This window comes from Propionivibrio dicarboxylicus (genome assembly GCF_900099695.1).
Lineage (GTDB): Bacteria > Pseudomonadota > Gammaproteobacteria > Burkholderiales > Rhodocyclaceae > Propionivibrio > Propionivibrio dicarboxylicus.
Window position 1 is genome coordinate 1 of sequence record NZ_FNCY01000001.1, and the last position, 25,164, is coordinate 25,164.

The 25,164-nt window shown below is 64.4% G+C and carries 24 protein-coding genes and 1 other RNA gene; 11 read left to right on the plus strand and 14 right to left on the minus strand.

The annotated features are described in order from the left end of the window. The 3 genes from BLR25_RS21475 to BLR25_RS20820 form a co-directional block, all read right to left on the minus strand. Positions 1 to 359: hypothetical protein (locus BLR25_RS21475; protein ID WP_218122578.1), on the minus strand; the 359-nt coding region annotated here is incomplete at its 3' end. Then, entirely contained in the window at positions 359 to 766 is a 408-nt protein-coding gene (locus tag BLR25_RS00010; RefSeq protein WP_176785677.1) for an OadG family transporter subunit, read from the minus strand. The genes BLR25_RS00010 and BLR25_RS21475, both read right to left, overlap by 1 nt. A gap of 213 nt (positions 767 to 979) precedes the next feature. After that, positions 980 to 1,171, minus strand: coding sequence for a hypothetical protein (locus tag BLR25_RS20820; protein WP_143009715.1), 192 nt, complete (start codon positions 1,169 to 1,171; stop codon positions 980 to 982). 14 nt (positions 1,172 to 1,185) lie between these two features. Here BLR25_RS20820 and fusA point away from each other — a divergent pair, with 14 nt between their 5' ends. Both fusA and plsB read left to right on the plus strand, forming a co-directional pair. Beyond that, entirely contained in the window at positions 1,186 to 3,243 is a 2,058-nt protein-coding gene (fusA, locus tag BLR25_RS00015) for an elongation factor G (RefSeq protein ID WP_091931404.1), read from the plus strand. 178 nt (positions 3,244 to 3,421) lie between these two features. Beyond that, positions 3,422 to 5,875, plus strand: a complete 2,454-nt coding sequence (gene plsB, locus BLR25_RS00020; protein WP_091931406.1) for a glycerol-3-phosphate 1-O-acyltransferase PlsB — start codon at positions 3,422 to 3,424, stop codon at positions 5,873 to 5,875. A 13-nt stretch (positions 5,876 to 5,888) separates the two neighbouring features. Here the strand turns inward: plsB and BLR25_RS00025 are convergent, their stop codons facing one another. Then, on the minus strand, positions 5,889 to 6,590 hold the full coding sequence (locus tag BLR25_RS00025; RefSeq protein ID WP_091931408.1) for a transglycosylase SLT domain-containing protein: 702 nt from the start codon (positions 6,588 to 6,590) through the stop codon (positions 5,889 to 5,891). A gap of 446 nt (positions 6,591 to 7,036) precedes the next feature. On the opposite strand from BLR25_RS00025, the gene BLR25_RS00030 reads away from it, so the two are divergent. The 6 genes from BLR25_RS00030 to dsbD are packed head-to-tail and all read left to right on the plus strand — an operon-like array spanning position 7,037 to position 12,643. After that, positions 7,037 to 8,470, plus strand: coding sequence for a high affinity choline transporter 1 (locus tag BLR25_RS00030; RefSeq protein WP_091931410.1), 1,434 nt, complete (start codon positions 7,037 to 7,039; stop codon positions 8,468 to 8,470). Positions 8,471 to 8,486: 16 nt separating this feature from the next. Then, complete coding sequence (locus tag BLR25_RS00035; RefSeq protein WP_091931412.1) at positions 8,487 to 9,521, plus strand: VanZ family protein; 1,035 nt, start codon at positions 8,487 to 8,489, stop codon at positions 9,519 to 9,521. A gap of 56 nt (positions 9,522 to 9,577) precedes the next feature. Continuing rightward, positions 9,578 to 9,895, plus strand: coding sequence for a (2Fe-2S) ferredoxin domain-containing protein (locus BLR25_RS00040; protein ID WP_091931423.1), 318 nt, complete (start codon positions 9,578 to 9,580; stop codon positions 9,893 to 9,895). After that, complete coding sequence (locus BLR25_RS00045) at positions 9,892 to 10,530, plus strand: alpha/beta hydrolase (protein ID WP_091931425.1); 639 nt, start codon at positions 9,892 to 9,894, stop codon at positions 10,528 to 10,530. Before BLR25_RS00040 ends, BLR25_RS00045 begins: the two co-directional genes overlap by 4 nt. Positions 10,531 to 10,543: 13 nt before the next feature. Then, a complete protein-coding gene (cutA, locus tag BLR25_RS00050; RefSeq protein ID WP_091931428.1) occupies positions 10,544 to 10,867 on the plus strand; it encodes a divalent-cation tolerance protein CutA in 324 nt (107 codons plus the stop codon). Between the two features lie 9 nt (positions 10,868 to 10,876). Continuing rightward, on the plus strand, positions 10,877 to 12,643 hold the full coding sequence (gene dsbD, locus BLR25_RS00055) for a protein-disulfide reductase DsbD (protein ID WP_091931431.1): 1,767 nt from the start codon (positions 10,877 to 10,879) through the stop codon (positions 12,641 to 12,643). Here dsbD and BLR25_RS00060 read toward each other — a convergent pair. Then, positions 12,640 to 12,897: a TIGR02647 family protein gene (locus BLR25_RS00060; RefSeq protein ID WP_091931433.1), complete on the minus strand. Its 258-nt coding sequence runs from the start codon at positions 12,895 to 12,897 to the stop codon at positions 12,640 to 12,642. The two genes, dsbD and BLR25_RS00060, sit on opposite strands and share 4 nt — an antisense overlap. Positions 12,898 to 12,941: 44 nt before the next feature. After that, positions 12,942 to 14,492, minus strand: coding sequence for a protein adenylyltransferase SelO (locus tag BLR25_RS00065; RefSeq protein WP_176785678.1), 1,551 nt, complete (start codon positions 14,490 to 14,492; stop codon positions 12,942 to 12,944). A gap of 119 nt (positions 14,493 to 14,611) precedes the next feature. Between BLR25_RS00065 and BLR25_RS00070 the strand changes: the two genes are divergently transcribed. After that, positions 14,612 to 15,001: a VOC family protein gene (locus BLR25_RS00070; protein WP_091931436.1), complete on the plus strand. Its 390-nt coding sequence runs from the start codon at positions 14,612 to 14,614 to the stop codon at positions 14,999 to 15,001. Positions 15,002 to 15,013: 12 nt separating this feature from the next. Here BLR25_RS00070 and BLR25_RS00075 read toward each other — a convergent pair whose 3' ends face one another. The 8 genes from BLR25_RS00075 to nudC all read right to left on the minus strand — a co-directional run bounded on the left by BLR25_RS00075 (position 15,014) and on the right by nudC (position 22,819). Continuing rightward, positions 15,014 to 17,092: a molybdopterin-dependent oxidoreductase gene (locus BLR25_RS00075; protein ID WP_091931438.1), complete on the minus strand. Its 2,079-nt coding sequence runs from the start codon at positions 17,090 to 17,092 to the stop codon at positions 15,014 to 15,016. A gap of 37 nt (positions 17,093 to 17,129) precedes the next feature. Continuing rightward, positions 17,130 to 17,705 (minus strand): TMEM165/GDT1 family protein, encoded by a 576-nt coding sequence (locus tag BLR25_RS00080; protein ID WP_091931440.1) that lies wholly within the window; start codon positions 17,703 to 17,705, stop codon positions 17,130 to 17,132. Positions 17,706 to 17,764: 59 nt separating this feature from the next. After that, a non-coding RNA gene (gene ssrS / locus BLR25_RS00085) (6S RNA) lies at positions 17,765 to 17,947 on the minus strand. A gap of 24 nt (positions 17,948 to 17,971) precedes the next feature. After that, positions 17,972 to 18,316 (minus strand): cell division protein ZapA, encoded by a 345-nt coding sequence (locus BLR25_RS00090; protein ID WP_091931442.1) that lies wholly within the window; start codon positions 18,314 to 18,316, stop codon positions 17,972 to 17,974. Positions 18,317 to 18,319: 3 nt separating this feature from the next. After that, positions 18,320 to 18,529: a hypothetical protein gene (locus BLR25_RS00095; RefSeq protein WP_091931445.1), complete on the minus strand. Its 210-nt coding sequence runs from the start codon at positions 18,527 to 18,529 to the stop codon at positions 18,320 to 18,322. Between the two features lie 98 nt (positions 18,530 to 18,627). Then, positions 18,628 to 19,047 carry a rhodanese-like domain-containing protein gene (locus tag BLR25_RS00100; protein ID WP_245715433.1) on the minus strand — a complete coding sequence of 140 codons (420 nt, stop codon included), beginning with the start codon at positions 19,045 to 19,047 and terminating at the stop codon, positions 18,628 to 18,630. A 13-nt stretch (positions 19,048 to 19,060) separates the two neighbouring features. Further along, complete coding sequence (locus BLR25_RS00105) at positions 19,061 to 21,985, minus strand: PAS domain-containing hybrid sensor histidine kinase/response regulator (protein ID WP_091931464.1); 2,925 nt, start codon at positions 21,983 to 21,985, stop codon at positions 19,061 to 19,063. A gap of 45 nt (positions 21,986 to 22,030) precedes the next feature. Further along, positions 22,031 to 22,819, minus strand: a complete 789-nt coding sequence (gene nudC, locus BLR25_RS00110) for an NAD(+) diphosphatase (protein ID WP_245715434.1) — start codon at positions 22,817 to 22,819, stop codon at positions 22,031 to 22,033. A gap of 307 nt (positions 22,820 to 23,126) precedes the next feature. Between nudC and BLR25_RS00115 the strand changes: the two genes are divergently transcribed. Together BLR25_RS00115 and BLR25_RS00120 are read left to right on the plus strand one after the other, a co-directional pair. Next, entirely contained in the window at positions 23,127 to 23,672 is a 546-nt protein-coding gene (locus tag BLR25_RS00115; protein WP_091931472.1) for an iron transporter, read from the plus strand. Between the two features lie 2 nt (positions 23,673 to 23,674). After that, on the plus strand, positions 23,675 to 25,159 hold the full coding sequence (locus BLR25_RS00120) for a carbohydrate porin (protein WP_091931476.1): 1,485 nt from the start codon (positions 23,675 to 23,677) through the stop codon (positions 25,157 to 25,159). Positions 25,160 to 25,164: the final 5 nt, after the last annotated feature.

Consider the following 25,164-nt stretch of genomic DNA (forward strand, 5'->3'; position numbering starts at 1 on the left):
GCCACTTGCTGACCACGCGTTACCTTGTCGCCAGCCTTGACATTCACTTCCAGGATCACGCCAGGCATCGGCGCCTTCAGCGCGCCCTTGCCGCCACCACCCGCCGGTTGCTTCTTCGGCGCCGGTGCCGCCGCAGGCGCAGCGGCCGGAGCCGGCGCAGCAGACGGTGCCGGTGCCGCCTTCGGTGCCGGCGCCGGAGCTGCAGCAACCGGCACAATCGTCGCGCCGCCCGCCTGGTCTTCGCTCAGCGCCACCGCGTAGGCCTGTCCTCCCACATGCACCTCGAACTGATCGAAGTCGGTCGCCTCAACGTCAAGGACATATTCCTTGCTGCCAATATTCACTGTGTAGCGTCGCATTACTTCCCCCAAGGATTCCAGTTATTCGTTTGCCGAGCCCGTGCCCGGCCGTCCGTCGTCCACCGGCTCGGACCGGTACCCGGCCAGAACGACCGCGCAACCGCGGGCTTCCACGGCCCGGTCGCCTTGCGGTGCTCCAACGCCGCGACCGTAATCGCCGCCGCAAGATCCGCCGGCATGCGCTGAGCCCGGTACTTGGCCACGGCGACCGTGATCGCCGCCACCAGATCGGCAGCCAGTTCCGTCGTACCCGTCGCCGTTACTGTCGCATCGTCTTCCGCCTCGTCGGCCTCGGCACTCGCATGGACAGGTTCTTCCTCTTCCTTGTCAAGCTTGAGCACCAGCGTCAGCAGAACCCACAACAGCGCCAGCAGGGCGAAGACCAGTCCCATACCGAGAACGGTCATCTGTAAACCCCAGCCTAGATTTTCCATCGATCTCCCTCACAATCTCTCATCAAAAAAAAGACGGCATCATCAATTGCCGCCTTCCCAAAAAATGGCATCGGGCGGCAAACGATATAACCTCCAATTATCGGCCTCCTGCCGGGATCGGGTCAACGCAAAATCGTGCAGAAACCGCGGCAAATCGACGTTTGCAGCGATGTTCGGCAAAAAAAGTTACAGGGTGCCGTAGCGACCAAACACATCGTCATGAGCAATCGGCGGCAAGGCTTCAAAACAGTTGCTTTCAAGTATTCCCTTAATGACGTCAAGATGTAGAATGAATCCGTTGCGCAGGAATCCAGAGTAGCTAGTTGCTCCGAACGGGGCTTCGTCCGGTTTTCGCCCCGAACAGAGCGTGTTCATCATTCACGGGAGATAACATGGGTCAGCACACTACCGCCAACCTTCGTACCGTAGCCCTTGTCGGCCACGGCGCAGCAGGCAAGACTACTCTTGCCGAAACGCTGCTCGCCGCGGCCGGCGCCATCACCACACGAGGGCTCGTTGAGAAGGGCAATACCGTCTGCGATTTCGATCCCCAGGAAAAGGAACTCGGTCACTCCATCAACTCTGCCGTCGTCAGCTTCAATTGGCTCGACGCACAGGTTCACCTCATCGACACTCCGGGATATCCCGATTTCGCCGGCCCGGCCATCAGCGCCCTCGCCGGTGTCGACACCGCGCTGATCGTCATCAACGCCCAGAACGGCATTGAACTATCGACTGAACGGATGATGAAACTCGCCGCCGCACGCAACCTGTGCCGGATGATCGTCATCAACAAGATCGACGCCGAAAACGTCGATCTGCCCAAGCTGCTCGCCGACATCCGCGAGCGCTTCGGCCGCGAATGCATGATTCTCGACCTCCCGGCGCATCATGGCCAGGACGTCATCGAAGTACTCGAACACGCAAGCGGCGACAGCGATTTCGAATCGGTCGTCGAAGCCCATCGCGCCCTTATCGACCAGATCGTCGAAGAAGACGAGGATCTGCTGGCGCAATATCTCGAAGACGGCGCCGACCCAAGCGCCGAAGCCCTGCACGCGCCATTCGAAAAGGCCCTGCGCGCCGGGCATCTGATCCCGATCCTGTTCGTTTCCGCCAAGACCGGCGCCGGCATCCCGCAACTGCTCGACGCGCTCGCCAAACTGGCGCCGAACCCGACCGAAGGCAATGCGCCCCCGTTCTACAAGGGCGAGCCCATCGACGAGAACGCCGAGCCGTTCGACGCCGTCGCCGATCCCAAACGGCATGTGCTGGCGCATGTCTTCAAGGTCGTCAGCGACCCCTTCGTCGGCAAGCTGGGTGTCTTCCGCGTCCATCAGGGCACGATCAAGAAAGAGTCGCAACTGTTCGTCGGCGACGTCAAGCGCCCGTTCAAGATCGGCCATCTCTACCGCCTGCAGGGCAAGGAGTATGTCGAAGTCGACCAGTTGATCCCCGGCGACATCGGCGCCATCGCCAAGGTCGAAGAGATCGAATTCGACGGCGTCCTGCACGATTCGCACGACGAGGACCACATCCACCTGAAACCGCTCGAGTTTCCGCTGCCGATGCAGGGCCTGGCCGTCGAGACCAAGAAGAAATCGGACGAGCAGCGCCTCTTCGACGTGCTGCACAAGATGGAAATCGAGGATCCCTGCTTCAAGGTCGAGCGCCATCCGACCACCAATGAAACCGTCATCCGCGGCCTCGGCGAAATGCACTTGCGTGCGAAACTCGCGCGCATGGCGCAGCAATACAAGATCGAACTCGACACCAAGCCGCCGCAGATCGATTACCGTGAAACGATCACCGGCAAGGCGCCGGGGCATTGTCGCCACAAGAAGCAGACGGGCGGCGCCGGACAGTTCGGCGAAGTCATGTTGCGCGTCGAACCGCTGCCACGCGGCGCCGGCTTCGAATTCGCCGACGAGGTCAAGGGCGGCGCCATTCCCGGCGTCTTCATGGCTTCGGTCGAGAAGGGTGTACGCCAGGCGCTCGAAGACGGTGTCGTTGGCGGCTTCCCGGTCTCGGACATCCGCGTCGTCGTAAACGATGGCAAGTCGCACGCCGTCGATAGCAAGGACATCGCCTTCTTCACCGCCGGCCGCAAGGCGGTGATCGAAGCGATCCGGGCGGCAACGCCGATCATCCTGGAGCCGATCGTCGATATCGAGATCACCTCGCCGGAACACGCGGTCGGCGATCTCGCCGGCGACCTGTCGAGCAAGCGCGGTCAAGTCACTGGCACGCAGCCGCGGGGAGCCGGCACGATGTCGATTTCGGGCAAGGTGCCGCTCGCCGAACTCGACGACTACCAGGGGCGGCTCAAGTCGCTCACCGGCGGTCAAGGCTCGTACAGCATCGTCTTTTCGCATTACGCGCCGGTCCCGGCGCAAACGCAGCAGCAACTGGCCTCGAAGCACAAGGTCACCGGGCTTGACGACGACTGACATTCTCGCGCTACACTGCGCGCGATCATCGCCGTCCGAACGGCACTGACGAACGCCCGGAAGCTCCGTTTTCGCGGAACTTCCGGGCCAACCCGGTGCTCGCCGGCCCCGCCTCAGGCGGTCACCCGTGCGGCAGACAGGTCATACAATTCCCCGTAAAACAAAAAAGACAACGCACATGACCGGATTTTTCGACCTTCCCGGCTGGACCGCGCAGCTCGTCCGCCGGGCGCTCTATCTCTGGGTACGCACCACCGTTTTCCCGGAAACCCCGGCCGAACTCGGTCTCGACCCGACAAAGCCCGTCTGCTACGTCCTCCAGGACGAACATCTCTCGAACCAGTGCGTGCTCTTCGAGGAGTCGCGGCGCGCCGGGCTGCCGCCAGCGGAAAAGCCGCTCAAAATCGGCGATCGCACGATCGCCAAGCACGCCCGCTTCTCCCTGAATCGACGCCATTCACCAATGGCCAGCGCGCGAGAACGCTACGCCCCGCCGACGCTGATGCGCACGCTCATCCATGAGATGATGGTCCAACCGGAGCTCGACATCCAAATCGTCCCGGTCGTCATCCTGTGGGGGCGCAGTCCGGACAAACAGGAATCGATCCTCGGCGCGCTCTTCTCCGAAACCTGGCAGCAGGTCGGCCGTCTCGGCCGTCTGCTTACCGTTCTCCTGCACGGACGCAATGTCCTCGTCCGCTTCAACCCGCCCATCTCGCTGCACGGACTGGCAACCGACAAGCTCGACGAGTCCTTGGCGCTGCGCAAGCTGTCACGCGTCCTGCGCGTCCATTTTCGGCGGCAGCGCGAAATCGCCATCGGTCCCGACCTGTCGCACCGCAATACGCAAATCGAGACACTGCTCACCGCCGCCTCGGTACAGACGGCGATCGCCAACGAAGCGACCGCGCGCGGCATTTCGCCCAAGGAAGCGCAGCACCGAGCCCGGCGCTTTGCGCTGGAAATCGCCTCGGACTACTCCTACGGCGCCTTGCGCGCGCTTGAAATATTCTTCTCCTGGCTGTGGTCGCGGCTCTACGACGGCATCGACATTTACCACCTCGACACCGTCCTGCGCATCGCCCCGAGCCACAGCATCGTCTATGTGCCGGCGCACCGCAGCCACATCGACTATCTGGTGCTGTCGTACTTCCTGCACAAGAACGGACTGACGCCACCGCACATCGCCGCCGGCGCCAATCTCAACATGGCGCTGGTCGGTCCGCTGCTGCGCCGCTGCGGCGCCTTTTTCCTGCGCCGCACCTTCAAGGGCGAGCCGCTCTATGCCGCCGTCTTCAACGAATACCTGCACCTGATGCTGACACGAGGCTTCCCGCTCGAATACTTCATCGAGGGCGGACGCAGCCGCAGCGGCCGCACCCTCAATCCCAAGGCCGGCATCCTCGGCATGACGATCGCCAGTTTCGTGCGCGAACATCACCGGCCGCTGGTCTTCGTCCCGGTCTACCTCGGCTATGAAAAGCTGCTCGAAGGCAAGACCTACCTGCGCGAACTGGCCGGCAAGCCGAAGGAAAAGGAATCGCTCTGGGCGGTCCTGAGCAGTGCGCGCAAGATTCGCAAGGAGTATGGCAAGGTCCACATCAACTTCGGCGAGCCGCTCGATCTCGGCCACTTCCTCGAAGCTTGCCGCCCCGGCTGGCAAGGCGAGAAGCCCGGCGACTGGTCGCGCGACGCGACGCGCCAGGCGGCCATTGCCCTCGCCACCCGGCTCAATGACGGCGCCGTCATCACGCCGGTCAATCTGCTCGCCCTCGTCCTGCTCGCCACGCCCAGGCACACCGCCGACGAACAGGCCCTGCTGAAAATGATCGCGCACTATCAGGCCATCGCCGCCGACGCGCGCTATGCCGACACGACGGTGCTGTGCACACAGACACCGGCGGAAATCGTCGCGTACAACGAACGCCTCGGCATCGCCACGCGGGTCACGCATCCGCTCGGCGACCTCATCAGCCTCCCGAACGGCACGGCGCCGCTGCTGAGCTACTTCCGCAACAACGTCCTGCACCTCTTTGCGCTGCCGGCGCTGATCGCCTGCCTGATCAGCCACAACCGTCACCTGGGCCGGCAACGGATCATCGAGGCGGTCAGCGGCATCTATGGCCTGATGCGGACCGAGTTGTTCCTGCGTTGGCCCTCGGCCGAACTGAGCGGCATCATCAACGGCATCATCACCGTGCTCACCGCGCGTTCGCTGTTGCAGTGCGACGATCGCGACGTGCTCAGTCCTCCCGAAGCGAGTCGCCCGGAGTCCGCCGAATTACGCATGCTCGGCGAAACGCTGCGCCCGACGCTGGAGCGTCATTTCCTGACACTGTCACTCTTGCAGCAGAGCGGCCCCGGCATGAAGACGCGGCAGCAACTCGAAAACGATTGCCACCTGCTCGCCCAACGCCTGGCGCTGCTCTACACCAGCGATTCGCCCGAATACGCCGAGAAGTCGGCCTTCGCGATCCTGATCGCGCATCTGATCGACGCCGACCTGCTGCGCGAGGACGAATCCGGCCTGCTGCATTTCGACGATGCGCTGACGACGCCGCTGGCGCAGGCCGAACTGGTGCTCCCGGCCGAAGCCCGCCAGGCCATCTGGCGCATGACGAGTTCGGCCTGAGCCGCTACCGGGGTCAGCCGGCAGCGCGCCGGGCAGCCTGTTCCAGACGGGCCCGCTCGGCGATCACACGGTTGGCATAGACCCCTTGCGGGTCGGACGACCCAGCATAGTACTGGAGCCCTGCCGCCAAGCCGCCGCGGCGCTGGATGGCTTCCTGCAGCACCGAAGTGCCGATACGGATGTTGGTGACCGGGTCGAGGAAAGCACCGCGCCCGCCGCCATCCGGCACCTTGTCCATATGGAAACGCGGAATGACCTGCATCAGGCCGCGCGCACCCATGGCACTCTCGGCGAACGGATTGAAGCCCGACTCGACGCCAATAATGGCGACGATGAGCAAGGGATCGATCCGACGTTCCTGGCCGACGAGCTGAACCGCCTCGAAAACCGGACGCACGGCTTCGGCCGAAACCTTGTAGCGCTGGGCGACATAAGACAGGGCGCCGCGCATTTGCGGCGACAGGGCCGCCAACGAAGCGTCGACAGCGGTCGATTCGGCCTTGTCGGCCGCATCGTTTTCCGGCGCGCCGACAGCGACGACACCGGATTCCGGTGCAAACGACCGGAAAAGCTCGGAAACGGGATCACCGAGCGTCAGATTGATGAAATCCAGGACAAGGATCAGACCGACGATCATCAGGCAATGTTGCGCCAGATGCAGTGCCGCATCGGCACGTCGGGACCTAAGTTGCTTGAGCGAAATTGAAGCTGACATGCTCACTCTCCTTCACTGTTGTCATCGCGCAAGACAAGCCGTGCGACAAGCGGTTACAGGCGGGTGGATAACAGACTGTTAGACCCAGGAACGCGATCGGGAGGATCGCGGGGTAACTCTTCCATGCTCCTCAAGGTGAAAGGCGTTCGATACGCCAAATAAGGAAGAGTTCCGGTCGCGCCGCGGTCCCGGAATGGGCCCGCCCAACACGACAGGGGCGCGATACTACTGAGGAATCAATACCTTGTCAAACCGGGGCCAAAACGGCGCGGCGAGGACGCCGGCCAAAACCCGCTCGTGATGTCACCTCCGGCCCTTCGCCAGGCCCGGCGCTTCAAGGCCTGCGGCGGTCGCACATCGCGACCGAAAAAGGGTTGGCGCATGACGCCGGCAAAAACGTATAATGCGCTGTTTTTTATCAACTTACCCGCCTGCTGGACACGCGCATGCTCATCTGGTTCGTCGTCGCCTATCTCGCGCTCTCGATCGGCGTCGGTCTCTACGTCGCCACCCGGGTCGAAAACACCAAGGATTTTGCCGTTGCCGGACGCTGCCTGCCGCTGCCGGTTGTCATGGCCACCGTCTTCGCCACCTGGTTCGGCGCCGAAGCGGTCTTCGGCGTCTCCGCCACCTTCGTCAAGGACGGCCTGCGCGGCGTCGTCGCCGACCCCTTCGGTTCGAGTCTCTGCCTTGTCATCGCCGGCCTGTTCTACGGCACGCGCCTGTACAAGCTCAACGTGCTGACGCTCGGCGACTTCTTCCGCATCCGCTTCAACAGCAGCGTCGAGATCCTCGCCACGCTCTGCATCGTCACTTCCTACCTCGGCTGGGTGTCCGCCCAGATCAAGGCGCTCGGCCTCGTCTTCAATGTCGTCACCGCCGACGCGATTTCCCAATCGGCCGGCATGATCCTCGGCGCCGCCATCGTGCTCACCTACACCACCTTCGGCGGCATGCTCTCGGTCGCCATCCTCGACTTCGTACAGATGGGTGTCGTCATGGGCGGCATGCTGTTCATCGCCTATCTCATGGCCGGCATGACCGGCGGCGTCGACACCGTCGTCAGCCACGCCGCTGCCGCCGGCAAGCTCGATTTCTTTCCCGAGGCCGACGCGTCGCAGTGGTTCGCCTTCCTCGGCGCCTGGCTCACCATGATGCTCGGCTCGATCCCGCAGCAGGACGTCTTCCAGCGCGTCACCTCGGCCAAGAGCGCACGCATCGCCATCATCGGCTCGGTCCTCGGCGGCCTGACCTATTTCGCCTTCACCTTCGTGCCGATGTTCATCGCCTACTCGGCGACGCTGATCGACCCGGATCTCTTCAACGGCCTGCTGCAGAACGATTCTCAACTCGTTCTGCCGACGCTGGTGCTGCAGCACACGCCGGTATTCGCCCAGGCGATCTTCTTCGGCGCCGTGCTGTCGGCGATCATGAGCTGCTCGTCGGCGACCCTGCTGGCACCGTCCGTCGCCTTCTCCGAAAACGTCGTGCGCGGCTTTTTTCCCGGCATCAGCGACCGCGCCTTCCTGCGCCTGATGCGCATCACGATCGTCTGCTTCACCTGCGTCGTGCTCGGCTTCGCCCTCAACACCAACGCCTCGATCTTCAAGATGGTCGAAAGCGCCTACAAGATCACGCTGGCCGGCGCCTTCGTGCCGCTCTTCTTCGGCGCCTACTGGAAACGCGCCACGACGCAGGGCGCGCTCGCCGCCATCCTGTTCGGCGTCGGCACCTGGCTCGCCCTCGACCTCAGCGTCGGCGAAGCGAGCCTGATCCCGGCCCAGCTGATCGGTCTGGCCGCCGCCATCGTCGCGATGATCGCCGGTTCCTTGCTGCCCCAGAAAATCGGCGTCGCGACGACGCACGGCGCAGCGCACTGAGCGGCCGACGACTGCCATGACCCGACTGCCGCGCACCCTGACCCCGGTCTACACGGCGCTGATCGTCTATGCCAGCCTGCATCCCTTCTCCGGCTGGCGGGATACCGCCATCTCGCCGCTGGCCTTCCTGACCACCGACTGGCCGCAATACTGGACCGCGTTCGACATGGTCGCCAACGTGCTCGCCTACCTGCCGCTCGGCCTGCTCCTGACCCTGGCGCTGCAGCGCGCCCCCGGACAATGGCTGGCCGCAGTGATGGCGACGCTGCTCGGCGGACTGCTGAGCTTTTGTGTCGAGGCCATCCAGACCTGGCTGCCGTCGCGCGTCCCGTCGAATCTCGACCTCGCCTGCAACATGCTCGGCACGGCGCTCGGCGCTTTGCTGGCCCTGGCGCTCGGACGCTGGCTGACCGGCACGCTGACGCGCCTGCAGCGCCGCCTGGCGCCGACGCCGCACATCGAAGTCGCCGTCGTCCTGGTCGGCCTGTGGCTGTTTACACTGTTGTCGCCGGAAACCTTCCTGTTCGGCGCCGGCGACCTGCGCCATCTCTTCGATATCCCGCCGGCGGTCGCCTATGCGCCCTCGTCCTTTTTCGCCCTCGAAGCCGGCATCGTTTTCTGCAACACCATCGCCATCGGCCTGATCGTGCGTTCGCTGCTCGCGCCGCAACAAGCCTCGCTCGCCCTGCTCGGCAGTTTCTTCATCGCCGCCCTCGCCGTCCGGACCGGCGCCGCGATGATCCTGCTCGGCCCGCAGCAGGCCTTCGACTGGCTGACGCCGGGCGCGGGACTCGGCTTTTCCGTCGGCGTCCTGCTCCTGTCGCTGTGCCTGCTGCTGCCGCCAGCCGGGCGCGTCGCCATTGCCGGCATGATGCTGATGGCCGGCACAGTGCTCGTCAATATCGCCCCGGCCAATCCTTATTCCGTCGTCGTCCTGAACGTCTGGAAGCAAGGACATTTTCTCAATTTCAACGGTCTCACCCGACTGACCGCCAGTCTCTGGCCCTTCCTGGCACTGCCCTGCCTGAGCCTGTTCGGACGCCGACGCTGAATCATAGCGCGCTTCCACGGTCAGACCTCACGACATCACAACGAAAGGGTTCGCTCATGAGCTATTTCAAGCACCACGTCTTTTTCTGCTGCAACCAGCGCCCCGACGGCGAAAGCTGCTGCAACGCGCTCGGTGCGACGACCGCCCAGACCTACGCCAAGGACCGCATCGGCCAACTCGGCCTCAAGGGCAAAGGCAAGATCCGCATCAACAAGGCCGGCTGCATGGACCGCTGCGATGATGGCCCGGTCCTCGTCGTCTATCCCGAAGGCGTCTGGTACCAATACGTCGACACCAACGACGTCGAGGAAATCATCCAGGAACACCTGATCAACGGCCGCGTCGTCGAACGTCTCAAGCTGCCGTCGGCATGAGGCCACACGAGGAAACCTGCCGCATCGACGGCCCCGCCGGCGCGATCGAACTGCTGGTCGACGCCCCGGAATTGCCACGCGGCATCGCCATCGTCGCCCATCCGCATCCGCTCTACGGCGGCGCCGCCAGCAACAAGGTGGCGCAGACGCTGGCGCGCAGCTTCGCGCAACTCGACTACCTCGCGCTGCGCCCCAACTTCCGCGGCGTCGGCGACAGCGCCGGCGCCCATGACAACGGCCTTGGCGAGACCGACGACCTGCTCGCCGTGATCGCCGACGCCCAGGCGCGGCACGGCGAGCTTCCGGTGGCGCTGGCCGGTTTCTCGTTCGGCGCCTACGTGCAGACGCGCGTCGCCCGGCGCCTGCAGGAAGCCGGACGCGCGGCGCAAGGTCTGGTGCTGGTCGGACTCGCCACCGGCACAATCGCCGGCGACCGCCACTACGTCGCCGAACCGGTCGCGCGCGACAGCATTCTCATCCACGGCGCCAACGACGACACGGTGCCGCTCGCCAACGTCCTCGCCTGGGCCGAACCGCAGCGCCTGCCGATCACCGTCATTCCGGGCGCCGACCATTTCTTCCATGGCCAGCTACAGACGATCCGCGACATCGTCCTGCGCGGCTGGCGGCACTGATAGAATCCCGCTGATGAACGCCGTCCTGCTCGTCCTCACCAACCTGCCCGACCGGGCCAGCGCCGACCGCCTCGCCGCCGCGCTGGTCGACGCCCGTCTGGCTGCCTGCGTGAACATCCTTGCGCCCTGCCGCTCGGTCTATCGCTGGAAGGACGCCGTCGAGCAGGCCGACGAAATCCCGCTACTGATCAAGACGACCGACGCCGGCTATGCGGCGCTCGAAGCCGCCATCCGCGCGCAGCACCCTTACGAACTGCCCGAAATCATCGCCTTTCCGGTGTCACGCGGCCTGCCCGACTATCTGGCCTGGGTCGCCGCCGAAACCTCGCAGCCCTAGAATCCCCCCATGACGCGACGCCTCTTCCTGTTGTTCTCGTTCCTGCTGTGCGCCACGCAGGCCCTGGCCACCCAGTTCCTGCCGCCCGACCAGGCGTTCCGGCCCAGCGCGCGTGCGCTCGACGGCGACACGGTCGAAGTACGCTTCGATATCGCCGCCGGCTATTACCTCTACCGCGACAAGTTTCGCTTCAACATCGAACCGGCGAGCTTGTCGATCGGCGTACCGACGCTGCCCAAGGGCAAGCAGAAGCGCGACGAGACCTTCGGCCAGGTCGAAGTCCTCTACAAGCAGGCGGCGATCCGCATTCCGGTCGAACGCAACGTCTCGGGCATCCTGCCGGTCACGCTCAAGGTCACCTCGCAGGGCTGCGCCGAGGACGGCATCTGCTATCCGCCGCAACAACAGATGCTGCGCGTCGACCTGCCCGACCCGGCGACGACACCGAAAGCCCCCGCGCCCGGCAGCGGCGACGAATCGGGACGCATCGCCCAGTTGTTGCAGCACGCCGATTTCTGGCTCGTCATCGTCAGCTTTTTCGGCTTCGGCCTGCTGCTCTCGCTGACACCCTGCGTACTGCCGATGCTGCCGATCCTCTCCGGTATCATCGTCAATGCCGGCCGCCAGGAACATGGCATTTCCCACGCGCGCGGCTTCGTCCTCTCGCTCGCCTATGTTCTTGGCATGGCGTTCACCTACGCCGCCGCCGGCGTCGGCGCGGCGCTGACCGGTACGCTGCTGTCATCGGCCTTCCAGACGCCGTGGGCGCTCGGCGGTTTTGCGCTGATTTTTATCGCCCTCGCCTTCTCGATGTTCGGCTTCTACGAACTGCAACTGCCTGCTTTCCTGCAAACGCGCGTTTCGGAAGAGGCGCTGCATTTCCGGCGCGGCTCGCTGCCGGCACTCGCGATCATGGGCGCGCTCTCGGCGCTGATCGTCGGTCCCTGCGTCGCCGCCCCGTTGGCCGGCGCGCTGCTTTATATCGGCCAGACCGGCGATGCCGTACTCGGCGGCACGGCACTGTTTACGATGGCGCTCGGCATGGGGGTGCCGCTGCTGCTCGTCGGGCTGTCGGCCGGCACGCTGCTGCCCAAAGCCGGCCCGTGGATGGAATCGGTCAAGAAGGCGTTCGGCTTCATCCTGCTCGGCACGGCGCTGTGGCTCGTCTCGCCGTTCCTGCCGCCGGCCGTCGAAACCGGCGCCTGGGGGCTGCTGCTGCTCGTGCCGGCGCTCCTGTGGAAAGCCTACCGGCCGCTGCCGAAGACCGGCGTCACCGGTCCGCAGCGCGTGATCAAGCTCGTCGGGGTCGCCATGCTGATCGCCGGCTGTTTATTGCTGACCAACGCTTTCTCGGGCGGCAAGAGCGTTCCCGAACTGCTCGCCAGCTTCAACGGCGACCGCCAACGCGGCGTCAGCAAGCACCTCGCCTTCGAATCCGTCCGCAGCGTGGCAGAGCTTGACGCGCGGGTGCGTGCCGCCGGCCAGCCGGTCATGCTCGACTTCTACGCCGACTGGTGCATCACCTGCAAGGAAATGGAGCGCAAGACCTTCTCCGATCCACGCGTCCAGCAGGCCTTTGCCGGCTGGACCTTGCTGCGTGCCGACGTCACCGCCAACACTGCCGATGACAAGGCGCTGCTCGCGCGCTTCCAGCTGTTCGGCCCGCCCGGCATGATCTTTTTCGATCGCACCGGCACAGAAATCACCGACACGCGCGTCGTCGGCTTTCAGAACACCGAGACTTTCCTGGCGACGCTCGAAACGCTGAAGCGTTAGGCGCCGACCTGGGCGGCGACGCCGGCCGTGAGCAGGCCGGTCAGCGCCTGCGCGTGGCTCGCCGCCTCGCGCCCGAGCGGCGTCAGATAACCGCCGTCGGCCTGCGTCACCAATCCCTTGGCATGCAGACGCTTCATCGCGGCGATCACCTCGTCGCCGGCCGTCTTGTGGACCTTGAGCCCTTGCTGCCCGGAATCCGGGTCGAAGCGAAGGAGGGCGTTGAGTTCATGCATCAGGTCGGTCGAGAACGGCATACAGACTCCGTGAAAATCGGTGGGAAGCCCCATTCTACGCGGAATCAGGAGCTACAGGAGAGCATCGAGCAGCCCGGCTTGTCACGCGCCCAATCGGGACGTCGCGCGGCAAAACGCTCGCGTCCCGGCTGATCCTCGTACGGCCGGCGCAGCACCTCGAGCAATTCCAGCACCAGCGCGGGATCGCCCTGCTCGGCGCGATCGATTGCCTGTTGCGCCAGGTAATTGCGCAGCACATAGCGCGGATTGACGGCATTCATGCGCGCCACACGTCGGTCGGCCGACTCGCCATCGGATGCGACGCGCTGCCCCCAGGCCCGCAGCCATTCAGTCAACGCATCATGCTCGACGGCCAAGGCCTCGGGCAGGTAGAACGCCTCTTCCAGCACTGTCGGGTCCGGCGACAAGGGATCGACCCACGCCAGTTGCCGGAAGAAGATCGTCATATCCACCTCGGCGCGCTGCATCAGGTCGAAGACGGCATCGACGAGTTCGGCATCCGCCTCGCGCCACGCCACCCAACCGAATTTCGCGGCAAACGCGGCGGCGAAGGCCGCGTTATAAACCTCGCCATAGCGCGTGATCCCCGTCGCCAGGGCATCGGCCTCGGCCAGCGGCGCCAGCGCCTCGGCCAGCCGCTCGAGATTCCAGCGGGCGATCGCCGGCTGCCGCGCGAAGCAGTAGCGCCGTCCTTTCGCGTCGGTGGTGTTGGGCGTCCAGCCCGGATCGAAGTTGTCGATCCAGCCATAAGGACCGTAATCGATCGTCAACCCGAGGATCGAAAGGTTGTCGGTATTCATCACCCCATGCACGAAGCCGACGCGCATCCAGTCGACCATCAGGCGCGCCGTGCGCTCGCACACCTCGACGAACCAGCGCACGATCCGCCCGTCGTCGGCCGGCCCCAGCGCCGGGAAATCGCGGTCGATGACAAAATCGACGAGGCGGCGCAACAAGTCAACATCGCCGCGCGAGGCCGGCAACTCGAAATGGCCGAAACGCACGAACGAGGACGCGACGCGGCAGACGATCGCTCCCGGTTCCTCGACCGGACGCCCGTCATAGAACATGTCGCGGACGACCGCCTCGCCGCTCGTCACCAGCGACAAGGCGCGCGTCGTCGGCACGCCAAGATGATGCATCGCCTCGCTGCAGAGAAATTCGCGAATCGAGGAACGCAAGACGGCGCGTCCGTCGGCGCCGCGCGAATACGGCGTGCGGCCGGCGCCTTTCAACTGCAGTTCGAAGCGCGCACCGGCGGCGGTCAGCACTTCGCCAAGATAAATCGCCCGGCCGTCGCCGAGTTGCCGCGCCCAGGAGCCGAACTGATGCCCGCCGTAACAGGTGGCATAGCTCGTCATGCCTGGCAGCAAGGCATTGCCGGCCAGCGCCGCGAGCCATGCCGGCGACGCCAACACGTCGGCGTCGAGTCCCAGCAGTTGCGCCACTTCGGGCGAATACGCGAACAGGCGCGGCGCCGCCACCGGCGTCGGCGCGACCGGCGACCACAAGGCGCCCTCGACCTGGCGCGGCACATTGCGCGTCTCGGGATCCCCCGGCAGTTCGCGCACCCAACGATTATCGAAATTCAGCATGACAGGTATCAACAAGGAATCGCCGGTTGGGCACGGCCGGAGGCGACAAGTTCCGCGCCAGCGCTTCCCTGCGCGCACCACGACAACGATAATGCGATGACACTTCGCGGACACCCGCCATGCATATCGACCACATCGCCCTCTGGACCGACGATCTCGACCGGCTCGCCGATTTCTATGCGCGCTATTTCGACGCGCACCCCGGACCTCGCTACGAAAACCCGGCCAAAGGCTTCGAATCCTGCTTCGTCGCCTTTGCCAGCGGGGCGCGCATCGAGCTGATGAAAACACGCCAACTCGCGCCGCTGACGGCCGAACCCGGCGCACAACGCATGGGCTGGACGCACCTGGCGATCTCCGTCGGCAGCGACGCGGCCGTCGACGCGCTGACGCAACGTCTGCGCACCGACGGCATGGTCATTGTCGACGGCCCACGCCGGACCGGCGACGGCTACTACGAGAGTGTCGTCCTCGACCCTGACGGCAACCGCCTCGAAATCACTGCCTGAGCGCTGGCGGCGTCAGGGTTGCGACGCGCGCCGCAGCCACACCGCCGTATCGTGATAAACAGCACCCGCTGCCGGATAGCCGGGCTCGGCGCTGATCAGCGTGTTGATGCCGATACCATCAAGGAAGGCCGCGTTCGGCCACTGGCTCTCGACGATCAGCGTCGTCGGCTGCATGCCGTCGCAGATCTCGACATGCAGACGCACCGATCCAAGCGCATTGCCGAGCGCGACGATTTCCCCATCGGCAAGATCGAGCGTCCGGCAGATCTCCGGATGCACCTTCACCGTCGGCCGCCCTTCCTTGGCGCGCGAGGTCGGCGTCTCGGTGAACGTAGTGTTGAGGAAGGTCCGCGCCGGCGCCGCCACCAGACGGAACGGCTTTGCCGGCGTCGCCGCGTCGATCACCGCCTGATGATCCGGAAATGCCGGCATCGCCGCACCACCCGCCCCGCGCGCAGCCCAATCGGGGGCAAAGCGGAAACGCCCGTCGGGATGACCGAAGCCATCGAGGAAATGCGCGCGCTCGAAGGGCAAGGCGCAATCGAGCCCGCCCAGCGCGCGGATCTCGGCCGCCGACGGCCGTCCGGAATCGGCCAGCACGCGGTCGATCAGCGCCGCCGCGGACATCCCGAAGGCGCCGTGCGCAACGCCCAGGCGCCCCGCCAGTTCGCTGATGAAGGCATGGTTCGAGCGGCACTCGCCGGGCGCCGGAATCAGCGCCTCCGCCGATTGCAGGAAGGTATGCCCGGACGCCTGATAGAGATCGTCATGCTCAAGGAACATCGTCGCCGGTAGCACGAGGTCGGCCAGCTGCGCCGTGTCGGTCATGAAATGCTCGTGCACGCACAGGAACAGGTCCTCGCGCATCAGCCCGGCGCGCACCCGCGCGCTCTCGGGCGCCACCACGGCCGGATTGGTGTTCTGCACAATCATCGCCCGGACCGGCGGCCCATCGCCGAGATCGCGCCGATCGCCCCCCAACACGGCACCGAGACGACTGATATCGAGCAGACGGGTGTCTGGCTGGACGGCATCGAGCCCATTCAGGAAGGCCGTGTTCAGCCCATATAGCCCGCTCTGACCGAACAGGGCGCCGCCGCCGGGATGCTGCCAGGCACCGCTGACGGCCGGCAGGCAAGACACGGCATGCATCGCCGCCGAGCCGTTGCGCTGGCGCGTGAACCCGAAGCCGATGCGCAGGAAGCTGTTCGGCGTCTGCCCGTAGCTGCGCGCGAAATCGACGATTTCCTCGACTGTCAGGCCGGTGATCCCTGCCGCCCATTGCGGCGTCCGCGCCGCCAAGTGTTGCTCGATCTGCGGTGAAAAATCGGTGTAACGGGCCAGGTAATCGCGATCGGCCAACCCCTCGGCGAGCAGGACATGCATCACCGCGCAGGCCAGCGCGCCATCGGTTCCCGGCTGCAGGGCCAGATGCACATCGGCCTGCGCCGCCGTCGGCGTGCGATAGGGATCGACGACGACCAGCCGGGCGCCGCGTGCGCGCCGTGCCTTCTGCGCCCAGTGCATGAAGTTGATTTGCGTATGGACCGGATTGCCGCCCCAGACGACGATCAGGTCGGAATGAACGATCTCGCGCGTATCGATGCCGCGCTTGACGCCGGCGCCGGCGAGCCAGCCGGCGTCGGCCAAGGCGACGCAGAAGGTCTCGCGCTGCCGCGACCAACCGGCCAGATGCCCGAGGCGGCGCAGCGCCGCGCGCTGCACCAGGCCCATGGTTCCGGCATAGTGATAGGGCCAGACAGCCTGCGGCCCGTCCTGCGCCACGGCCGCGCCGATCCGCTCGACAAGAAGATCGAAAGCGTTTTCCCAGGAGATGCGTTCGAAGCATCCGCCGCCCTTGGCGCCGACGCGCCGCAGCGGATGCAGCAGGCGCTCGGGGTGGTGAATCCGTTCAGCATAACGCGCGACCTTGGCGCATATAATGCCATCGGTATAAGACTGATCGGCCCCGCGAATGCGGCCGAGCAGTCCCGACGATTCGAGTTCGACGGCGAGCGCGCAGACGCTCGGGCAATCGTGCGGGCAAACGCTACGGCGTAGCCCGCGCGGGGCTTCGGATGATGTAGTCATCGGGTCATTCTACCCGACGACCCGGCGTCAATGGCGCTCAGAAACCGAAGCGCGCGCCCCCGCCAAAGAAGGCAAAATACGCAAGCACGGCGAACACCCCCGCCGCCACCCAATGCGCGGCTTCGACCGGCAAACGTCCCGACGATCGGTCGCCGAGCAGAATCGCCGGCAGCGTCGCAATCAGCACACCGAGAGAGGATCCGGCCACCACGCTGACCACCGCCTTGCTCTGCGCCGCCATGACCAGCGTCGTGACCTGCGCCTTGCCGCCGAATTCGGCGAGGAAAAAGGCGACGAGCGCCGTACCGAAGACGCCGAAACGCAAGGGTTTGTCCTCACCGGCTTCATACGGATCGGACGACAGGGACCAACCGGCAAGGCCGACGAAACTGACGCACAGCACCCAACGCAAGGCATCGGGCTTCATGAACATGCCGAGCAGCATTGCCACGCCACCGCCCAAGGCCTGGCTGAGCAAGGTCGCCACGATCAGCGCCAGGACGATCGGTGCCGGACGACGATACTTCGCCGCCAGCAACAAGGCCAACATTTGCGTTTTGTCGCCCAGTTCGGACAAGGCGACGACAACGGAAGAAATCAGAAAAGTTTCCATGCGCTTTACAAACGGTCAGACAAAAAAACAGCGCGGAGCCAAGCTCCGCGCTGCCGGATAAAGCCCCCGCAAGTGCCGTTAGGCCGGCATCCTGAACCGGGGTCCAGAGTAGGTCGCCTTCCTTCCGCATCAGGTCCACCCGACAAGGGGCGCACACAACAGCGGTTTCTCAGGTCAGCAACCGATGCCAATTTAGCATTGGTTCAAGGAATCTATGGCCTTGACAAACACCGCAGGGAACAACTTCGGAGACTCAGGGCTGTGCCCTAAAACAACTTTTCTTGCGACGCCAGCGCCGCATCAAGTTGCGCCTCCATGTCCTGAATTCTACGCATTAGCGCCGCGATGTCCACTCCTGTTTCCGACTCCGCGGTCAGTTGCGGCGTATCGGCCGACGCCTTCAGGTTAAGATGTTCGTGCGCGATGTTGAGCGCCGCCATGACGGCGATCCGCTCGGAAATATTGCTGCGCGTCTTTTCGGCGATCTCGTGCATCTTGCCATCGACAAACGCCACGGCCGCCTGCAGCGCCTCGCGCTCTTCGGGAGGACAGGCGACCCGGTATTCCTTACCGAGCAGAACGATATCGAGAAAGGTCACGTCGTTGGGCATAGGCTAGGCGTCGGGCGTTTTCGATTCAGGAAGTTGCTGGACAAGCTGCTCGATCCGCTCGCAGGCCGCAGCCATGCGCGCCGCCATCTCCTCGCGTTCGGCCTCGGCCGTAACGAGTTGTTGTCGGAGCTGCAGATTCTCGGCGCGCAACGCAGCGTTCAGCCCGACGATCTGGCCAATTTTACGTTCAAGCGCATCGAGCTCGTTTTTCATGGCACGGACTATAGTTTCAAAAACCTAGAGAAGTCAAGGGTTAAGCGTCCAATCTTATTCCAAAGTCGCAAACCACCCCACGGTTCGATGCTTCACGGCTAACGCCACGACGATAGAGGACGCCCTTCGCCGACCCAGCCCGCCAAGCCTCGCTCCAGATGGTAGACCGTCCGGTAGCGTGCCTGTTCCGACAAAAAGCGCGAAGCCTCGCGCGTCCGGTTGCCGCTGCGACAGACCAGGATCAACGGCCGGTCGGGCGGCGCAATCCGGCGAGCCTGTTCGAGCCATGCAGACGGATTGGCTTGCCCGCGCTCATCGAAGAATGTCAGCGTCCGACTACCGGCGATGATGCCGGTCGAGCGCCATTCGCCCTCGGTGCGGATATCGACGAGCGGGACCCCTTTTTCCATCAGCCGCGCAAGCGTCGCGTTGTCGACCGGAATAACCTCGGCGAACGCCGTCATCGACAGCACCGCCATCCAGCCCAACACCAGAAGCCTCATCAACAACCGCCCCATCACGCCTCCAAATCTAGGGTTTGTTCATCGCAACGAGCTGCGCCAGTGTATTGCGCGCCTTTTCGAAATCATAACCGCGGATCTGCCGCCCCAATGGCTCGACCGCCTCGCCGAAGGCCGCCGACAGCTGCTCGGCGTGCTGCTCGAACAAGGCGACGGCGGCGATGTCGGCATCGGCAACCAACACGTCGAGTTCGGCCAGAAGCTCCGGCAACGGGATCGTCGCCGCACCCGCGGCGCTCGCGACCGACCGGCGCTTCTGCGGCAGCGTCGCCGTCAGCGCGGCAAAGGCCGCGTCGATCGCCGCCATGTCGGCCTGCACATCGGCGCCGGCGAGATCGACGCGGTCATCCTTGCGCAGCAGTGCGACGAGCCGTTCCGCCGGCGCGGCAACGGCTTCGACCCCCAGGGTCGCCGCGGTCCCCTTGAGCGCATGCACCACGAAAATTGCACCCTCACGGTCCGCCACGGCCAGGCAATCACCCAACTTGGCCGCATCCCGGCCATGGCGCTCGACGAAATCGCCGAGCAGGCGAATGTATTTGGCGCTGTTCCCGCCGACCATCGACAAGCCGTGGCCGACGTCCATGGCCGTCTGCTCGGACAGGCGCAACAGGCACTCGAGGTCGGCCGGATCGGCGGCGACCGCCTTCGGTGCCACTTCGAACGGCACCCCGGCGTCCTCCACACCGGCGGGCAGCCACAGCAGAACGCTGCGGAAGAGATTTTCCGGATCGACCGGCTTGGAGATGAAATCGTTCATGCCGGCGTCCTCGCACGCGAGACGATCCTCGTCGAAGACATTGGCCGTCATCGCCAGAATCGGCACGTCACGATAGCCGGGCAAACGCCGGATCGCCTGCGTCGCTTCCAGACCGTTCATCCTCGGCATCTGCATGTCCATCAGGATCAGGTCGTAAGAGGCCTCGCGCGCTTTTTCCACGGCCTGCAGCCCATCTTCCGCGGCATCGACCTTGAGCCCGACACCGCTCAGCAAATCGAAGGCCACTTCGCGATTGATCGCCGTATCCTCGACCAGAAGAACGTGCGCGTCGACACGGCGTTTGCGCAAGGACATCTCGGCTTCGCCGGTGCGCGTCTTGGTCATGGTCGCCGGCCGATCCGGCGGACCACGCCGCAAACGCGCCGTAAACCAGAAGGTGCTGCCTTCGCCCACACGACTGTCCGCCCCGGCCTCACCGCCCATCAGCGTCGCCAGCCGCTGCGAGATCACGAGACCGAGACCGGTTCCGCCAAACTTCCGCGTCGTCGACGAATCGGCCTGCTCGAACACCTGGAATAACCGCCCGAGCTGGTCCGGCTCGATGCCGATACCGGTATCGACCACATCGAAGCGGACGCATAGCGCTTCGCCCTGCGTTTCCAGCACGCGCGCGCGGAGTGTGATCGTGCCGCGATCGGTAAATTTCACTGCATTGCTGGCGAAGTTGAGCAGCGCCTGGCGCAAGCGCGTCGGATCGCCGCGCAGCCAGACCGGGACGTCGCCGTGATCCAGCGTCACCGCCAGTCCTTTTTCCCGCGCACTCAAGCCGATGATCGAACCGACGCTATCGATGACCGATGACAAATGGAAAATCGTGTCTTCGAGTTGCAAGCGATCCGCCTCGATCTTCGACAAGTCGAGAATGTCGTTGAGCACCGCGAGCAAATGCCGGCTCGCGTCGTCGATCTTGTCGAGCCGCGCCGCCTGCACCGGCGAGGTCTCGCTGCGGCGGAGCAAGTGCGTCAGCCCGATGATGGCGTTGATCGGCGTCCGGATCTCGTGGCTCATGTTGGCCAGGAAAGCGCTCTTGGCCTGGTTCGCCGTTTCGGCCTGACGCTGCGCCGCCTGCAGTTCCTGCGTACGCAGGGCGACCAGTTCCTCGAGGTGGTTGCGATAACGATCGAGTTCCTCGCCGATTCGCTTTTTCTCGGTCGTATCTTCCTTGATCGCGACAAAGTGGGTCACGCTGCCGTCGGCTTGCCGCAAGGGCGCGATCAGGGCGAATTCGACGAATTCACGCCCATCCTTCGTCCGGTTGATGAATTCACCCTTCCACGCATTGCCGGCAGTGATGGCGGCCCACATCGCCTCGTAGGTCTCGGGCGGCGTCTTGCCCGATTTCAGGACGCGCATGTTCTGCCCGATGAGGTCGGCACGCGCATACCCGGTACAGTCGAGGAAGGCCTGGTTGACGTACTCGATGCGCGCCTCGATGTCGGTGATGACGATACTGCCCGGACTCTGCTCGATCGCCAACGACAGCTTGCGCAATTGCGCCTCGTCGCGCAGACGGTCGGTGATATCGCGGGAGATGCCAAAAACGCCGACCACCGTTCCGTCGGCGTCGCGCATCGGTCCTTTGGTCGCCAGGAACGTCCGCATTCCGACCGAGGTCATCAGCGACACCTCGAACTCCATGACCCGATTGGTTTGCATGACGGTGAGATCTTCTCTGCGCAAGGCGGCGGCGCCTTCGACGGTATGCAGTTCGTTATCGTCGTGCCCGAGTATCTCCTTCTCCGGCCGCCCGATCGAGGCCGCCAGACTCGAATTCACGAACTCGTAACGACCGGCGCAATCCTTCACGAACACCAGATCGGTCGTGTTGGCCGCGAGCATCTCCAGCAGGCGCACGGCGCGCTGACGGTCGCGTTGCGCATCGAGCTCGGACGCCATCGAATCGAACAAACGTCGATGCGTCCGGGTGATCAACTGCAGCAGCAACAGCGAGGTCACGCCCACGAACAACCAGCCCTTGGCGATATTGGCCGCCGAGATCAGCGCGGAATCGCTGAACAGGAAAAACACCAAGCGATCCGACAGCAGAATCCAGAGGCAGGAAAAAACCGCGTAAAGCAGCACGATTCGCAACGCGCCGCCGTTTCTCCCGAATGCCGACCACCACGCCATCAGCGTTCTCCCAATGGAAAACATGCGCTCGCTTGTCCTGGCATCCAGGCCACCGTCATTGACGCCGCGTCAGCGCTCAAGCCCGGCCAAACGACGGCAGCCGGCATCGATGAGACGCCGCGAGATACTCACCGGGTCAGGCAAGGTCGGCAAGGCATCGAGCGAGAACCAGTCGGCCGCTTCGATCTCGCTCGGATCCGGCGTGATCGTGCCGCTCGCATAGTCGGCAAAAAAGGCCAGCATCAGGGAGTCGGGGAAGGGCCAGGGCTGGCTCTGGAAATAACGCAGGTTGGTGATTTCGATCCCGACTTCTTCGCGCACTTCACGCACCGCGCATTGCTCCAGCGTTTCACCGGCCTCGACGAACCCGGCCAACGCACTGAACACGCCCGGCCGAAAATGCGGGCTGCGCGCCAATAACAGGCGATCGCCACGCGTGACCAGCACCATCACCGCCGGGGATATCCGCGGATACGCCAGCAGGCCGCAGGCCGGACATTCCATCGCAAACTCGGTTGTCTTCTTGACGGTCGGCGTCGCGCACCGTCCGCAATGGCGGTGATTACGCTGCCAGTCGAGTAACAAGCTCCCCCGCCCGGCCAGGGCAAACGCCTCGGCGCCGGCAACGCCGAATACCTCGCGCAAACCGGTCAGTTCGCCGGAAAGGTTGTCCGGCGTCGCGTCGACATCGGCGGCATAACAGGGCTGTCCCTGCCAATCGCCGACCCGCAGGGCACCGCCAGGATTGCCAACATCGGCGGCGACGGCATACGGGAAACACTCTTCCGGCGACACACCGCCCCGCACGAGTATCCGACCACCGCACCGCAGTATCCAATAGGCTGCTTTTTCGTTCATTCGTCGTTCATCCGCCATTCCCGCCATCAGCGACCCTTACCCGTCCGGCGACGGGAATGTACCCGATTGTCATCTGAAACAGCGAGCAGTTCGTCATTGTAGCCACAACCCGGCAGCGCCGTCCGTAATTCTGCGTGCCCGTCGCGACACCTCAACCAAAGCACGTTCCAACGCCACCGAACGGCCCTCGTGTTGTTGACAACGGTTCTCATTACGATAAAAATACACATGAGAACGATTCTCATATAACCAAGATGCGTGCAGCCGTCCCGATTCATCTGCCACGCCGCCTTTCCGGAGAAATTCCATGCAAATCATCAAGAAAACCCTGGCCACAGCCAGTCTTGCCGTCATCCTCGCGACCCCGGCGCTTGCCCTCGAATATCCGATCGGCGTCCCGCAGCAACGCGCCGGCATGGAAATCGCAGCCGTCTATCTGCAACCGATCGAGATGGAACCCGACGGCATGATGCGCAAGGTCGCCGACTCCGATATCCACATCGAGGCCGACATTCATGCGTTGGCCAACAATCCGAACGGCTTCGAGGAAGGCGCCTGGATTCCCTATCTCGTCGTCAAGTACGAAGTTGCCAAGATCGGCAGCGATTACAAGGTCGCCGGCGACTTCATGCCGATGGTCGCCAACGACGGGCCGCACTACGGCGAAAACATCAAGCTGGCAGGGCCGGGCAAGTACAAGGTCAAATACACGATTCTGCCGCCGAGCGAAAACCGGCACGCCCATTTCGGCCGCCACACCGACCGGGCGACCGGCGTACGCCCCTGGTTCAAGCCGTTCGAGGTCGAGTATGAATTCACTTACGTCGGCATCGGCAAGAAGGGCGGGTACTGAGCATGCACGCCCCACGACTGAACCGCCTGGCGACGACACTGCTCGTCGTCGGCCTCACTGCGCCGGCCTGGGCAGCGACGCCTGAAGCGGCCGCCTTGGAAAAACTCGTCGCCCGACTCGAAGCACTGGAGAGCCGCAACGCCGACCTCGAAAAACAGGTGCGTTCGCTGCGCGGTGAAAACGAACGCATCAACGCGGCGCTCGACAGCCCGCTGCTCTCCGAAAGCGAACCCGAGCTGACCGTCCGCTTGAAAGCCGTCGAGAAGGATGCGCTGAACATGAAGAAGGCCGCCAAAATCGCCGAAGGGCTCGACGGCATCAAGGTCGGCGCCTCGCTGGCGACGGTCATTCAGCACGCCAGCGGCTTGCCGCAAGGCATGGATGGCAGCAGCAGCCAACTCAACTACCGCGCCGACGTCTCGGTCGAGTTGCCCCTGGCGCCGCTCGGCGACATTGAGCACAAGCTCTTCGCCCACGTGCGCTTGGGCCAGGGCCTCGGACTCAACTCGGCCTTTTCCAACCTCGGCAGCTTCGCCAACACGCCGAACGCGCTCGCCTTCCGCGCTTCCGGCGCCAGCCCCGACGACTCGGTGGCGATCCTCGGACAGGCCTGGTACCGCGCCGCGATTCCCTTGCCTTTCCTCGGCTTCAAGCCCTACTCGCGGGAAACGCTGGAACTCACCTTCGGCAAGATGGACATCTTCGGCTTCTTCGACCAGAACACCGCCGCCGGCGACGAGTCGCGGCAATTCCTCAACTCGCTGTTCGTGCACAACCCGCTGCTCGACGCCGGACGCGAAGTGGGCGTCGACGCCAACGGTTTCCAGCCGGGCTTTGTCGCTTCCTACCTCAACTACTTCAACAAGATCGAACCGTGGCGCCTGTCCTTCGGCGTCTTCGGCACCGGCGCGCGCGGCGCCAACTACCAGCGCAGCCTGACCGCGCCGCTGACGATGGTCCAGGCCGAAAAGCAGCTCAAGCTCTTCGACAGCCGACCGGGCAACTACCGGATCTACGCCTGGAACCGCAGCCAGGGCGTCGACTTCGACAGCACGATGGCCAAGCACACCGGCGTCGGCGCGTCGCTCGACCAGCGCGTCGGCGACGGCATCAACCTGTTCGCCCGTTACGGCAAGATGCTCAAGGGCGAACTGACCTTCAACCGGGCCAGCACCGTCGGCGCCGAATTCTCCGGCGCCTACTGGAATCGCGGCGCCGATGCCATCGGCATCGCCACGGCAAGGCTGCACGCCGGTAACGCGTATCGGTCGAGCACGGCCACGGCCTGGCTCGACGACGACCACACGATCAGCGCCTTCAGCTACGCGCCGCAGGGCGCCGAAAAGGTCAGCGAGATCTATTACCGCTACCGCCTGTCGCCGCAGGTCGAGCTGACGCCGGACTTCCAGTACATCACGCAAAGCGGTGGCAACGCCGACGCCAAACCGATCCGGGTGTTCGCCGTCCGCGCCAACATCGCCTATTGAGAGGA